The following is a 14,148-nucleotide window of genomic DNA, read 5'->3' as shown; positions in this document are numbered from 1 at the left end:
TATGCGCGGAGTCCGCCGTGAGCCGTGAGTCGGCCGGCGCGGCGATGCGCGCCCTGCGCGAGTCGCGGGACTTGTCACTGGCTGACCTCGCAGCCGCGACCGGCGTGAGCATCATGGGACTGAGCTACCTCGAACGGGGCGCCCGCAAACCGCACAAAAGCACAGTTCAAAAGGTCGAGAACGGTCTGGGCCTGCCGCCGGGCACTTACTCGCGACTCTTGGTGGCCGCCGATCCGGATGCCGAACTCGCGCGACTCGTCGCCGCGCAGCCGGCGGAACCGGGTCCCGCCCACCGCTCGAACGCCGTCGTCGTCGACCGGCACAGTGATACCGACGTGCTGGAGGGATACGCCGAAGCCCAGCTCGAAACCATCAGATCCGTCATCGATCGGCTGCCACCGACAGCATCAAACGAATATGAGACGTATATTCTGTCTGTGATCGCTCAATGCGTGAAGGCCGAGATGTTGGCCGCCAGTTCGTGGCGGGTGGCGTGCAATGCCGGCGCGGCGTCAACCGACCGACTGATGGAGCACCTGCAGGCGCTCGAGGCGACGCGAAGCGCACTGCTGGAGCGGATGCCGGGCAGCTTGAGCGCGCGGTTCGACAAAGCGTGCGCGCGCTCGTCGCTACCCGATCCCGTGATCGCCACGCTGATCGGTGTGAATGGCGACGAACTGTGGGATATCCGCAACCGAGGTGCCATACCCGCCGCGGCGCTGCCCCGGGTGCGAGAGTTCACCGAAGCGATGGAGTGCAGCGACCGCGCCGAGCACGATCAGCCCGGCCCGGACGGCGGGCGACCCAGTGAGTGAAACCGAACTCGAGGCGCTGACTCGCGCCCACCAGTTGTTCGCCGGCAGCCAGGGCCACCCGCCAGCCGAAAGCGGGTGGGCCGCCGACCCCGCGGGTTCCCGTCGACCGTTGAATTCGGTTGCAGGACAAAGTCATTACCGACGCGCGGCGACCCGCGCCCAGGCGGCATTGGTATCGGCGGCAAGTACGGACTCGGCATCGGCGGCCATCGTCGCCGGCGCCCACCGCGACCGGGCCGACGCCCACGCGCTCACCGGCGCCGTCCTCGACCAGGCCCGCGCCGATGCCGCGTCGACTCCGCTGACGCCGCTTGCTCAACGCGAGGCGGTGCGGCGCCGCGTCGCGCGGCTACGCGCTCAGCGCGCGCACGTCGCAAGCGCCCGGGCTCACTCGAGACGGCGCGCCGCGGCGTTGCGTGCGCTGCGCTATCGGATGACGCACCGCCGGGGGACGGGACTGCTGCCGGCAGCCAACGGACGGGCGGGCCTGGCGGTGCGGGCCGCTCTGTCCCGGCTGGGTCGGCCCTACGTCTGGGGCGCCACCGGCCCCGACCAATTCGACTGCTCGGGGCTGGTCCAGTGGGCTTACGCGCAGGCCGGAGTGCACCTCGACCGCACCACCTATCAGCAGATCAACGACGGCGTTCCGGTACCGCGGTCGCAGGTGCGCCCCGGGGACCTGGTGTTTCCGCACGCCGGTCACGTCCAGTTGGCGATCGGCAACAATCTGGTGGTCGAGGCCCCCTACTCGGGTGCTTCGGTCCGCATCAGCACCTTGGGCAGCAACGTCGCGATCCGGCGGCCACTGTGAGAACCGGCAGCCGCTGGGCGGGCCGGACAGGATGAGAAGGTTGGTGCCATGTCGGAACAAGCCGGAACTTCGGTAGCGGCCATCCAGCAACGGCAGGCCGCGCTGGCCCGCAGACACAGCGCGATCGCCGACGCCGACCGGGCGCTGGCCGAAGCCCTCGCCGGCGCTCATCAGGCCGCGCGTGACAGTGCGCTCCGACTCGAGGCGATCTCCGCCGAGATTGACCACGCCCTGCCGCCACATGCCGAGCTGGCCGTCGATACCCCGTTGGGTGCACGCGAGTTCGAGAGGTTCCTGGTGGCCAAACAGCGCGAGATCGCCGGGGTCGTGGCGGATGCAAGAGCGGTGAGCCGGGCGAAAACTGCTGTGCTGCAAGGATTGCGGGAGCGGTATTCCGGTTAGGGCAGACAGGGTGAATTGTCCCTGGCCCCATCTGGTGGGTACTGTCCGGCGGCATGGCGACCGAGCAGGATGTCTTCGACATCATGCGGTTGATCGCCGAGCGCACCGGCGACCCGACGGGTTGGCAGGCGGGTTTGACCTCGCAAGAGGTGGTCGACGTGGTCACCACGACGACGACCGGCCAACAACTCGACGCGATCCTGACCAAGATCCGTCAAAGCCATCCCGACTTGTTCGGTCCGGCACCGCAGGCTCCGCACGACCGCGCAGCGGGCGACGCCGCCAAGGCGATCGCCGATGCGGAAGCGGCCTTGGCGCACCAGAATTCGGCGAGTTCTCAGCTGGACCTGCAGGTGGTCTCGGCCATCCTCAACGCTCACCTGACAACCGTCGAGGGCAAAGCGGCGCTTGACCAGTTGCAGCGGGAGATAGAGACCGCCCTGGCGACACGGTCGGATCTGGATACCCCGGCCGGTGCCCGGGATTTCCAGCGCTACTTGATCGGCAAGCTCAGGGACATCCGCGCGGTGGTCGCGACCGCCGGTCTCGACGACACGTCCAAGTCGGCACTGATGGCCGCCTGGACCTCGCTGTACAACGCGTCGAAGGATAGCGGTCCCGCCCCCGACCAACGGCGGCCGGCAACCGTGGAACCCGCCAGTGGCGGTGGCCGAGCATCCGCGCCGGCGCAAACCGCGCCGGCAGCGGCCGCCACCGCATCGGATCCGCTGCTCGACTCGTTGTTGCCCGACGATCCCGCACTGTCCGAGGCACCGGCGCAGCAACCTGTGGCCGCCGCGATGCCGCCGACCTCCGCCACCCCGGCCGGTGCCACCCCGGGCAGTAGCGGCGGCATGCCGAGTTGGGGTGCACCCAGCGGGCTTTCGCTGCCCAGCCTGCCGGCCGGCGGTTCCGGACGGGACTCCCGATCCCTCGGCGACGATCTGTTCGACGACGAATCGGACCCGCGCGAACGTGAGCCGACCGACGACGACAAGCACGACGAGGATCACCAGGAGGAGACGCAACGCGAACCGGAGCCGGGTAAACCGGAACCGCTGCCGTCGGGCCCGACGACCGTCACCCTCCCTAACGGAGAGACGGTGACTGCCGCCAGCCCTCAACTCGCCGCGGCGATCAAAGCCGCCGCGAACGGCACCCAGATCGCCGACGCTTTCCAACAACAGGGCATGACCATCCCGCCGCCAGGTACCGCTGTCACCAATCCGCTGGACCCCGCACAGGTCAGTCCGGGTGACATCGGCATCTTCACCGACCGACACGCATTGGCCCTGGGCCGCAGCAAGGCGCTGCTCGACGGGCAGATCCAACAGATCTCCACCGTCAGCGGGCCGAGCTTCCTAGGCTGGGAACACCCGCCGACACCGGTGCTGGCGGCAGCACCGCCCACAATCCAGCCGCCGGCACCCACCCGGCCGGAGGCAATGCTGAGCGGTTAGCCGTGATTCGCAACAGGGAGTCCGGCGGTCGCAGCGCCGGCGTACGACAAGGAGACAGCAGATGGCCGATCGAATCCATGTGGTGCCGGCGCATTTACGCGAAGTCGCTGCCCGCCATCAACAGACCTCTGAACATCTGCGGACCATCCCGTCTACCCACGCCGCTATCCAGGAGAGCCTGGATTCGCTGGGCCCGGTGTTCAGTGAGCTCCGGGAGGCCGGCCGCGAACTGCTCGAAGCCAGGCGGCGGTGTTACGAGCAGCAGGCCGACGACCACGCCGACATCGCGGAGCACCTCGTGACATCGGCGGCGATGTGGGAGCGGCACGAACACGAGGCGGCGGGCCGGCTCGGCGGCGTCGTCGACGGGGACAGCTGAGGTCCAGCAGAATCCATGACCGACGCCAATCCCGCCTTCGACACCGTGCACCCCAGTGGGCACATCCTGGTCCGATCCTGTCGCGGCGGATACCTGCACAGCGTCGCGTTGAGCGAATCGGCGATGGAGGCGGACGCCCACGCCCTGGCCGAGGGGATTCTGCTGACCGCCGATGTGTCGTGCCTCAAAGCGTTGCTAGAGGTGCGCGACGAGATCATCGCCGCCGGCCACACTCCCTCCGCGGAGGTTCCCACGACCGGTGACCTCGACATGGCGATCGAACGACTGTTGGCGCATCGGTTGCGCCGACGACAGGCGACCAGTTAGAGCAACCAGGTCCTGGCGCTGTCGGGATCCGGTGCGATGTCGACCGGCGGCTCAATCGGGTTGGGGCCGAACAACTCTCGCGCTCGACTCAGCAACGCACGCACCTCGTCGAGTTGCTGCTGCAACCCGGAATCGGCCATGGCAGTAGGCTACTCAGGTCACGCGAACCGCACAATTCACCACGGTTACGCGAGAGGTCTGCACAACGGGAACGGACGCTGCGCGGTAAACCGTTACCCTTACCCGGTGGGAATCTTCGGTCGGGTGACGGCGCGCCAGCGCCTGCGTAAGGCAACCGAAGAGTCGCTCTCGATCCCGACTTTCAGCGCGCCGCTCGATTGTTCCCCATGGGTGACCGGCGGCTTGTGGCCCGCCGAACTGTCGCTCACCAGACCCGAAACCGCAACGCTCGCAAAATATCTGAGAGCCGACCTGCACCGGATTGCGACGACCGCCAACGACGAGCTCAAAGCCATCGGTCAAGCCGGCATGGCATATTCCGCGCGGCGCGCCGCCGAGGCCCGGGTGATCGACGAGGCCCGTGCGCGGGCGGTGCGACGAGTCGAGTCGACACTGCGTCAGCTGCGCGAGACGACGGCACGCGCCGCCGCCCGTCCGGACCTGGACAAGACCCAGATCCTGCCCGCCGTGCGGGACGAGCCACCTGAAGTCGACAACCGGGAAACGCAATTGCTGCCGGCGGTGCGAGACGATCCGCCGGCTACAGACATGGACAAGACCCAGGTCTTACCCGCGGTTCGGGAGGCTCCGCAGGCCGCCGACGGCGAACAGCGGTTGCGGCTTCTGCTGGCCTTCGTGGCACGGCAGGAACCGCGGTTGAACTGGGCGGTCGGCGAGCACACCGACGGCACGACGGTGCTGGTCACCGATCTCGCGCACGGATGGGTTCCACCTGGCATCGCCATCCCGGATGGTGTGCGGCTGCTCGAACCCGGTCACCGGACCGGTAAAGCATCGGAGTTGCTGGGTAGCACGAAGCGGGAGGTGAGCTACGCGCCCGGCGACTCGTCGAAACTCTCCGCGGACACCCGCGGCACCGCAACATCGCCGCACCCGCGGGAACTGCCGGCGGTCGCAGACCTGGGCTGGGAACTGGGCGTCGCCACCCACTGGCGCGAAGGGCTGCCGCGGATGGTGAACACGCTGGCCAAGGCCGTCGCCGCCGGAGCCGGCGTCGTCGACCAAGAACTCGATTTGCTACGCGTGCACCTCGACACCTGCCGCTACCGGGTGCTGGCCCAGTATCCGGACGTCGAACCCGCCCTGCTGCTCAACTGCATGCTGCTGGCCGCCACCGAAAGCAGCGTCACCGGTGACACCATTTCGGCGAACTACCACTTCGCCTGGTTTCAGAAACTGCAGGACCTGACGCCCGCCGAACTGCCTGAATCCTGAATTGACGCTGGTCGGGGCCGTCGACATACTGTCCTGGTGTCGGGGTCGGGTCGTCGCGGCGAACTCGGTGACCGAAGTGTCAGCGGTGGTCTCGGTGCCGAAGACGACGAGGCCCTCGTCGAATCGGTGCTGCGTGAACTGAGCGAGGCCGCTGACAAGTGGGAAGCGCTGGTCGCGCAGGCCGAGACCGTCACCTACAGCGTCGACCTGGGCGACGTCTTCGCTGTGGCGAATTCGGACGGACGTTTGCTCGAGCTGAGGTTGCACCCCGAGGTGATGGCCGGCTATGCGCACAGCGAACTGGCCGACCGACTGAACCTCGCGATCGCAGCGCTGCGCGAAGAGGCCGAGACCGAGAACCAGGCACGGTACGGCCGCCTGCAGTGACGGCGGCGACGGTACGCCAAGACGGATCAGTACCGACCGCCGGAAGGAGAATGAACAGTGCCGCTCAACCTGTCCAACCGGGACCAGAATTCGGGACACCTGTTCTACAACCGGCGCCTGCGGGCGGCCATCACCCGGTTCTCCGTGCGGATGAAGCACGACGACCGCAAACAGCAAGCCGCGGTCGTGCTGTCGGTCGTGCTCGTCCTGCTCGGCGTCGGTTGGATGGCCCTGCTGCACGTCATGAAACCCGCCGGACTCGTCGCCGCCGCAGCCGTGATCGGAAACCGGGACACCGGGGCGATCTACGCCAAGATCAACGGCCGCCTCTATCCCGCGTTGAATCTGACCTCGGCCCGACTGGCGGTCGGCAACGCCGCCGCACCCACCTGGGTGACCGCGACGGAGATCGCCAAGTACCCGACCGGGCCGATGATCGGGCTACCGGGATTGCCGGACAGCCTGCCCGTGACGGCCGGTGCCGTCTCGGCGTGGACGGTCTGCGACACCGTGCAATCCGGCGCAGCCGCGCGCGGCAGCGCGACTCCCCCGACGGTCACCGCCATCGCCGGCACACTGGCCCCGCTGGGCAGGGCCGCGGCGATGGGTCCGGCGCAGGCCGTCCTGGCGACCCACAAGGGCGCGACCTATGTGATCTGGGGCGGCCAACGGTCCCGAATCGACCTGGCCGACCGATCGGTGACGTTCAACCTGGGCCTTGATCCCGGGGTGACCTATCCGGTCGAGATCTCCGGCGCACTGTTCGACGCCATGCCGTCGACGGAACCGCTGGTGCTGCCCTCGATCCCGGAAGCGGGTGCCGCCTCGCGGTGGTTGTCCGGGGCGAAGGTGGGAAGCGTCCTGGAATCGCGCGACGCCGGCGGAGCCGTCACGGGCTTCTATGTGCTGCTGCCGGACGGCGTGCAGAAGATCACCGGATTCGTCGCCGACCTGCTGCGCACCGGCGACTCGCAGGGATCCACGTCGCCGATCCTGGTCGCCCCGGACAAGCTGATCCAGATCCCGGTCGTCGACGTCCTCAACGTCGACTACTACCCGTCGGGCAAGTTCAACTTCGTTGACACGGCAGCGAATCCGGTGACATGTGTCGGCTGGGAGAAACAGGCGAGCGACCCGCAGGCGCGTATCACGATCTACACCGGTCGGGGTCTGCCGGTACCGGCCGGTCTGGACTCCCGCCTGGTGCACCTGGTGCGTGACGACCGCACCCCCGACTCGACCGAGGCACATCAGACGTTGATGATGCCGGGCGCTGCGAACTTCGTGGCCACGACGAGCGGCGTCGCAACCGCGGGCAGCCGGGAAAGCCTGTATTGGCTGTCGCCCCAAGGCGTCCGGTACGGCATCCAATCCGACCAACGGACCGTGCAGGCGCTGGGACTGGACCCTCGACTGGCGGTGCAGGCCCCCTGGCCGCTGATACGGACCTTCGCGCCCGGGCCGGCGATCAGTCGCGATGCAGCTCTCGTCGCCCGCGACGCCGTACCTGCAGGTGGTGTACTCGCACCGCTTCCCGACTCCAGCGAAGCCGGGGGTTAGCCATGTCCAAACGAGGGTTCGTCCGCGGAAAGCGCACGCCCCCACCGAATATCCCGCCGGTGCGGGTGGCGGTGGCCGCGCCGTTGGCTTTGCCCGAGCGCGAGCCACGCAACATCCTGCTGATGATCGCACTGCCGGCGCTGCTGGTCGGGATCGTCGGCACCCTGGTGGTGATGTACGCATCCGGTGTCCGGTCGCTGCAGTCGGGGTTCTTCCCGATGATCGGTCTGGTCGGATTCGGCGCGCTGATGTTCGGCGGGCGCTTCGGACGCGGCCGCCGGATCAGTTGGGGGGAACAGGAAAAGCAGCGGCGAAGCTATTTGCGCCAACTCGACGAAGACCGCGAAGAAGTGCAGCGCGCGGCCGGAGAGCAACGGCGCGGCCAATTGTTCGTGCACGGCGATCCCCAGCACCTCGACACGGTGATCGGCGGTCCGCGCATGTGGGAACGCCGTCCCAGCGACCCGGACTTCCTCGATGTCCGGCTGGGCATCGGCGTACAACAGGCCAGCGAATCAGCGGTCTCGTTGCAGTGGCCGGACGTCCCGGTCGGGGAAGAACTCGAACCCGTAACCGGCGGCGCACTACGGGATTTCATCCTGGAGCAGAGCAAGATCCGGGGCATCGGCAAGGTGCTGAACCTGCGTTCCAAACCGGGGTTCAGTTTCGTCGCCGACGATCCCGGGGACCTGCACGATCTGGCGCGCGCCTTGCTGTGCTCGCTGGCGGTCTATCACAGCCCGCACGACGTCAAACTGATGGTGGTCACCCGTCATCCCGAGCTGTGGCACTGGCTGGTGTGGCTGCCGCACAACCAGCACGACGAGATGTTCGACGCCTGCGGACTGCGCCGGTTGGTGTTCGCGTCGCCGATGGAATTGGAAGAAGCCCTCGATGCCGAGCTGCACCGTAAGGGCCGCGGGCCGTGGACGCCGCCGGTCGGAAGCAGTCCGACCTCCATGCCGTCGCCGATCGAGTCGACGACCGGGCCGTCGTTGGGGCCGCACTGGGTGATCGTGGACGACAATGTCGGCACCCCCGAGCAATGGGAAGGTGTCACCGGACAGAAGGGCATGGCCGGCATCACCGTGCTGCGGCTGGCGACGCGGGTCGGAGTCGGCGTCGGGTTTACCGAAGCCGAACAACGGTTTTCGTTACGCGACGGCAGGATCATCCACCGGGATACGTTCTACGCCGCGGCCGACGTGCTCGCCGACAGTACCGCCAGCCGGTACGCCCGTGCCTTGGCCCGCTGGTCACCGATGAGTCCGGGTGACCTGTCCGAGACCGACAGCCAGGGCGGAGAACTGTTGCGCGCCTTGGGCATCACCGATCCGCGAGAACTCGACGTCGACAGGCTGTGGGCGGAGAGCCGGGGCCGCGGCGATCCGAAGTGGGCGATGGTGCCCGTCGGCGTCAAGCAGGGCGGGGAGTTGCAATTCGTCATCCTGCGCGCCAAGGACTTCGGCGGCTACGGCTTCCACTCGGTGGTGATCGGCACGTCCGGATCGGGTAAGTCCGAATACTTCCTGTCGTTGTGCAGCGGCATCGCGCTGACCCACTCACCGGACACCTTCGTCGTGATCTTCGTCGACATGAAGTTCGAGTCGGCGGCCCAGGACCTGCAAGGGTTTCCGCACGTCGCCGGGTCGCTGTCCAACCTGGGCAAGGACGATCGTCACCTCGCCGAACGGATGCGCAAAGCCATCAACGGTGAGATCGCCCGTCGTTACCGGCTTTTCAAGGACGCCGGCGCACGGGACGCCAACGAGTACGAGGAAATGCGCCTCGCCGGGCGTGACCTGGAGCCGGTGCCGATCCTGCTGGTGATCATCGACGAGTACCTGGAGTTGTTCATCCACCACCCGGAATGGATCGACTTGGTGATCCACATCGGGCAGGAAGGCCGCGGCTGTAACGTCTTCTTCACCCTCGGTGGGCAGCGGTTGGATCTGTCGTCGTTGAGTAAAGTCAAGAGCAACATCGCTTTTCGGGTCGCGTTACGCGCGGAGACCGCCGAGGATTCTCGCGACGTGATCGGCAGCGACGCCGCGTTGCATCTGCCGTCGCAGGAAAACGGTTACGGCTTACTGAAAGTCGGCCCGCGCGACTTGGAACAGTTCCGCTGCTTCTACGTATCGGCCCCGTTCGTGGTGCCCAAGCGGGTGGTCGACGTGAACACGACCGTGGCTATGAGCTTTTCCCAGCCGCGGGCATATTCCGCGGCGTATCAACCCCTCAGTGAGGCCGACAGCGGCGCGTTGGCCGTCGCCGACGAACCCGACGAGCCGGACGAATTCCTGTTCCACGCCGATGGTTTCCGTAAGAAGAAACTCGTCGACGTGATCCGCGAGTCGCTGGTGTCGCATCCAGCCCGCCCGCCCCACCAAATCTGGCTGCCGCCACTGGAAGTCAGCGAGACCGTCGACACGCTGGTGGCACGCTGGCGCGGGCGGCGATGGGACGTGGCCTACGGCCAGAACGCCGGGCTGGTGTTCCCGATCGGCATCGTGGACATTCCCGAGGAACACGCCCAACGGGTGCACGCGATCAACGTGGAAATGGACAACGTCATGGTCGTGGCGACCGCCCAGCGGGGCAAGTCCACCACGTTGATGACGCTGATGACGTCCGCGGCGCTGATGTATCGGCCCGAGCGGGTGACGTTCTTCTGCATCGGGGCCTCGCTGTTCCCGGTCGAGTCGCTGCCGCACGTGGCATCGGTAGTCAGCCCGACCGACGGCGAAGGAGTGTCCCGGACCATCGCGTCCATCGAGGGACTGATCCTGGCACGCGAAGCCTCGTTCAAGAGGTACCAGATCGACATCTCCGAATTCCGGGAGCGGCGCTTCGGGTTCGACGGCGATACCGTCGCCGGGGCCACCAACACCGACCCCGAGGACAAGTTCGGCGACGTCTTCCTCGTCATCGACAACTTCAGTGACCTCTACGACAAGGACAGCGCGATGGGTGAGCGGGCCATCGCGATAGCTCGCCAAGGGCTGTCCTACGGCGTGCACATCATGACCACGGCGACGGCGTGGCTGGTGGGTCAAAAGCAGCAACTGGTCAATGTCTCCAATGCCCGCATTCAGCTGCGGCTGAGCAACCCCGACGAAACTCAGATGGGCGAGGGATTCGAGCGGAAGAAGGCCGCCCGCAACACGTTGGACCGGCCGGGCTTCGGACTGACCCGCGACGCCCACGAACTGTTGATCGGCGTGCCGGAAGTCATCGGCGCCGCCGGGGCGCGGGTGGCGACCCGCGACATCGGGCCGCTCATCGCGCAGCTGACCGGTGCCGGGCGGGTGGAGAGCCTGGCGCGTCTACCCGACCGTATTCCGCTGATCGAGGTGGCCGAGGTGTTCGCCGCCACCGCCGGACATGCCGATCCGCTCAACATCCCGTTCGGCATCGGCGAGACTGCCCTGCAGCCCGCGGTGCTGCCCGCCCGGGTGGTGCCCAACCTGCTGGTGGTAGGTCGTCAATCATGCGGCAAGACAACGACATTGGCCGCGATCGGGCAGATGATCGTTCGACGGTGCACACCCGAGCAGGCACAGATCACCATCATCGATCCGAAGACGTCGCTGATCGGCAAGATCCAGGGTGACCACGTACGCGCCTACGCCTATACCTCCGAGGACATCGACACGGCGCTCGCTGAACTGGCGCAGTCGCTGCGTGATCGGCTGCCGCCGTCGGGATTGAGCCAGGAGGAGTTGCTGAGCCGACGCACCTGGGACGGACCGCACCATTTCGTCTTGATCGACGACGAGCAGGAACTGCGGCCGCACGGCGTCATCGGCAAACCCGCCGCGACCGCGCCGCTGTGGGGATTGATCGAACGCGCCCGCGAGATCGGCCTGCATGTCATCGCGTCCCGGTTGCCCGGCAACTGGGCGGGCGTGTCGGTCACCAGCCCGTTCCTGCAGAAGATGACGGGCTCGAGGGCTCCGACGCTGTTCATGGACAACGACCCGGCGGCGGTGAAGGTGTTCGGCAGGACCAGCGCGAAACAACTGCCGCCCGGGCGGGGTCTGTTGGTGACCAGCGACGGCGTCATGGAAGGAGTGCTGGTCGGTGAGCCGCACAGGTGAATCGACAGGGCCGGGGAGTCAACCTAGACTCAGCGCAACTTCTCGCCGGATGCGAGCAATCTAGGAGGCGGATATGGGTGGTGGCCTGTTCGGGATGGTGCCGGGCGCGGTGGACTTGTCGGCTGCGGCCGAGGCCGGGATCAGCGAGGAGATGGCCGCTACCACGGCTGCCGGATCGGCCGCGCTGACCGGGGTGATGCCGATGGCCACCGACGCCGACTCGATCGAGTTCGCCGCCGCTCTCAATGCCGCCGGCGCCGCCTACCTCGCGACCGCGGGCGAGCACGTTGGGCAACGGGCCGCCTTCTCCGGCGCGCAGGGCCTGGCATCGACCACCGCCGTCGCCGCCGAGGGGGCCAGCGCGGGCGCCGTCGGGCTCTAGGCAGCATGGGCGACCCCCGGTGGACAGGTCCGCCCGAAGTCGTAGCGGCGATCTTCGAGGCTGGATCCCCTGCGTCGACACTCGCCAACAACGTCGTGTGGGTTACCGAGACCGCGAACGGCGAGCTGTCGGCGGGCCTTTCGGAGATCAACACGCTGGTCACCGCCGCGCAGTGGCAGGGCGTGGGATCCGTCGCGTCTACGGTGGCCGCCACCGGCCTCAACGCCGGGTTGCAGACGCTGGTGGGCTGGACAGCGGAGAAGATCACCGTGACCCAGGCCGCGGTCGAGGCTTTCATGCTGGCGCGGTCCTCGGTGATCCCCTCGGTGCTCTCGCAGACCAATCGCGACGAGTGGACCGTGCTGAATGCCACCAATTTCTTCGGTCAGAACACCCCGGGGATCGTCGAGCGCGACACCGAGTACTTCGGTGAGCACTGGCCGCACAACTCGAGCGTGGGCTGGACGTATTCGGCGGCGCTGACCGGTCTGATTGCGACGCTGGCCGTCCCGCCGCCGGTCGCGCCGATGGGTGCGTCACCCGCTGCGCCGGCGACGGCCGCGCAAGCGGTCGCCCAGGCTGTGGCCCAGACCGGCATGCACAACGCGGTCCAGGCATCGACGCAGGTCGCGGGGCAGACGGCTTCTGCGCCCGGACAGTCGACCGGTCAGCTCAGTTCGCTCATGCAGGAACCGATGCAGATGGTGTCGAGCATGACCGCGCCGCTGAAGGATCTGGCGCAGGCTCCGATGCAGGCGATGCAAGGGTTCACCAGCATGCCGATGAGCATGATGCAGGGCTTCGGGGGCATGTTCCCCTCGACGGGGGCGCCGAATGCGGCGGTCGCCGCCGCCGAACCGGTGGTAATGGCCGGCGGTGCGGCCTCGGCGGGTGGCGGCGGTGCGGGTGGCGGCGGCTTTCCCGGTGCCGGTTTGACGAGCTATACCCGTCCCACCAGCAGCTTCGAGCCCGAAGCTGGTAGGCCGACCAGCCTGCGCGCCGGGATGTTGAACGCCGCCGAGGTCCGCGGACCCACGGCGTCAGGCGGCATGGGCGGCGCACCGATGCCGATGACCCCGGCCGGGATGCTGGCGCGTGGCCCGGCGTCGGACAAGGACGACGTGACGCGCGCTCGCGTCGTCGTCGACGGTGACCGGGGATCCCGGTAGCCCAGGCATCATCGCCGAGCGTGTAGCCACTGCGAAATTCAGCGCCGAAACTCGCAGTGGTTACACGCTCGCGAAACAGATCAAGACGCGCCCGCGGGCGCTCATCGCCCGGGACGCTTGCTGGATGGCCCCGGCTCTCTTCGCGCCCAAGGGCGCTCATCGCCCGGGGCCGGGCGGCCCGGCGAACGCCTGCGCGATCCCCAGCCAGCGCTGCGCGTCCTCCCCCACCGCCGCCACGTCCAACGAGCCCAACGGCCGCCGCTGGGTCACCAGGAAGCAGAAGTCTTCGGCCGATCCGGTGACGCGCTGTGCCGCGTCGGCCGGTCCCCACGACCAGGTGTCACCGCCGGGCGCACGCAGCTCGACGTAGAACGGCTCGGCCGGCGGAGTCAGGTTGTTGACGGCGTAGGCGTAGTCACGCGCCCGCACCCCGATGTGGGCGATCGAGCGCAGCCGGTCGGTGGCCGGCCGGGTGACACCCAGGGTGTCGGCGACGTCGAGCCCGTGCGCCCAGGTCTCCATCAGCCGGGCGGTGGCCATCGACGTGGCACTCATCGGCGGCCCGAACCAGGGCAGCTTGCGGCCGTCGGGAACCGTCAGCAGCGCCTCGTGCAGACGGCCGCGGGTGTCGCGCCAGTCGGCGAGCAGATCGGAAGCTGGCATCACGGCCAGCTCCTCGGCTCCCGCGTCGACGAACCCGAGCGGGTCGGTCGCCGCGCCGGCCAGCACCTCGGCGAACCCGGCCTCGTCGGTGATCGAGAGCAACGACACCCGATCGGTCCACAGCAGATGTCCGATCTGGTGCGCGATGGTCCAGCCCGGCGCAGGTGTCGGCTCCGCCCAGCGCTCCGGCGCAAGCGGCGCCACCAGGGCGTCGAGCTCGTCGCTCTCGGCCCGCAGATCGACGACGAACGGACCTGGACCTGCCATAAGTTCCTCC

The 14,148-nt window shown here is 67.9% G+C and carries 14 protein-coding genes; 12 read left to right on the top strand and 2 right to left on the bottom strand.

What is annotated here, in order from left to right:
* The first annotated feature begins 17 nt into the window (after positions 1–17).
* The 6 genes from AC5Y46_RS09230 (at position 18) to AC5Y46_RS09205 (ending at position 4,194) form a co-directional block, all read left to right on the top strand.
* Entirely contained in the window at positions 18–815 is a 798-nt protein-coding gene (locus AC5Y46_RS09230; RefSeq protein ID WP_499990808.1) for a helix-turn-helix domain-containing protein, read from the top strand.
* Positions 808–1,626, top strand: a complete 819-nt coding sequence (locus AC5Y46_RS09225; protein WP_499990806.1) for a C40 family peptidase — start codon at positions 808–810, stop codon at positions 1,624–1,626. Before AC5Y46_RS09230 ends, AC5Y46_RS09225 begins: the two co-directional genes overlap by 8 nt.
* A gap of 48 nt (positions 1,627–1,674) precedes the next feature.
* Positions 1,675–2,028 (top strand): DUF4226 domain-containing protein, encoded by a 354-nt coding sequence (locus AC5Y46_RS09220; protein ID WP_499990804.1) that lies wholly within the window; start codon positions 1,675–1,677, stop codon positions 2,026–2,028.
* Positions 2,029–2,081: 53 nt separating this feature from the next.
* Positions 2,082–3,488 carry a DUF4226 domain-containing protein gene (locus AC5Y46_RS09215; RefSeq protein ID WP_499990803.1) on the top strand — a complete coding sequence of 469 codons (1,407 nt, stop codon included), beginning with the start codon at positions 2,082–2,084 and terminating at the stop codon, positions 3,486–3,488.
* A 61-nt stretch (positions 3,489–3,549) separates the two neighbouring features.
* The gene (locus AC5Y46_RS09210) at positions 3,550–3,867 is read left to right on the top strand and encodes an ESX-1 secretion-associated protein (protein WP_499942951.1); all 318 of its coding nucleotides are present in this window, start codon (positions 3,550–3,552) and stop codon (positions 3,865–3,867) included.
* 15 nt (positions 3,868–3,882) lie between these two features.
* Complete coding sequence (locus AC5Y46_RS09205) at positions 3,883–4,194, top strand: DUF2694 family protein (protein WP_499942949.1); 312 nt, start codon at positions 3,883–3,885, stop codon at positions 4,192–4,194.
* Here the strand turns inward: AC5Y46_RS09205 and AC5Y46_RS09200 are convergent.
* Complete coding sequence (locus AC5Y46_RS09200) at positions 4,191–4,334, bottom strand: hypothetical protein (RefSeq protein ID WP_499942948.1); 144 nt, start codon at positions 4,332–4,334, stop codon at positions 4,191–4,193. The genes AC5Y46_RS09205 and AC5Y46_RS09200 overlap by 4 nt on opposite strands.
* A 106-nt stretch (positions 4,335–4,440) precedes the next feature.
* On the opposite strand from AC5Y46_RS09200, the gene AC5Y46_RS09195 reads away from it, so the two are divergent.
* The 6 genes from AC5Y46_RS09195 to AC5Y46_RS09170 all read left to right on the top strand — a co-directional run bounded on the left by AC5Y46_RS09195 (position 4,441) and on the right by AC5Y46_RS09170 (position 13,208).
* The gene (locus tag AC5Y46_RS09195; RefSeq protein WP_499990801.1) at positions 4,441–5,610 is read left to right on the top strand and encodes a DUF5631 domain-containing protein; all 1,170 of its coding nucleotides are present in this window, start codon (positions 4,441–4,443) and stop codon (positions 5,608–5,610) included.
* A 33-nt stretch (positions 5,611–5,643) separates the two neighbouring features.
* Positions 5,644–5,997, top strand: a complete 354-nt coding sequence (locus AC5Y46_RS09190; protein ID WP_499943166.1) for a DUF2710 family protein — start codon at positions 5,644–5,646, stop codon at positions 5,995–5,997.
* Positions 5,998–6,054: 57 nt separating this feature from the next.
* Entirely contained in the window at positions 6,055–7,557 is a 1,503-nt protein-coding gene (gene eccB, locus AC5Y46_RS09185) for a type VII secretion protein EccB (RefSeq protein WP_499990800.1), read from the top strand.
* A gap of 2 nt (positions 7,558–7,559) precedes the next feature.
* On the top strand, positions 7,560–11,657 hold the full coding sequence (gene eccCa, locus AC5Y46_RS09180) for a type VII secretion protein EccCa (protein ID WP_499990799.1): 4,098 nt from the start codon (positions 7,560–7,562) through the stop codon (positions 11,655–11,657).
* A 73-nt stretch (positions 11,658–11,730) separates the two neighbouring features.
* Positions 11,731–12,039 (top strand): PE domain-containing protein, encoded by a 309-nt coding sequence (locus AC5Y46_RS09175; protein ID WP_499942937.1) that lies wholly within the window; start codon positions 11,731–11,733, stop codon positions 12,037–12,039.
* A 5-nt stretch (positions 12,040–12,044) separates the two neighbouring features.
* Positions 12,045–13,208 (top strand): PPE domain-containing protein, encoded by a 1,164-nt coding sequence (locus AC5Y46_RS09170; RefSeq protein WP_499990798.1) that lies wholly within the window; start codon positions 12,045–12,047, stop codon positions 13,206–13,208.
* Between the two features lie 156 nt (positions 13,209–13,364).
* Here the strand turns inward: AC5Y46_RS09170 and AC5Y46_RS09165 are convergent, their stop codons facing one another.
* Complete coding sequence (locus tag AC5Y46_RS09165) at positions 13,365–14,138, bottom strand: TIGR03084 family metal-binding protein (RefSeq protein ID WP_499990797.1); 774 nt, start codon at positions 14,136–14,138, stop codon at positions 13,365–13,367.
* Between the last annotated feature and the right edge of the window lie 10 nt (positions 14,139–14,148).

The sequence above is a fragment of the Mycobacterium sp. NGS59 genome, from assembly GCF_059812345.1.
The sequence above is the reverse complement of the archived record's forward strand: the minus strand, read 5'-3'. Positions and strand labels throughout refer to the sequence as shown.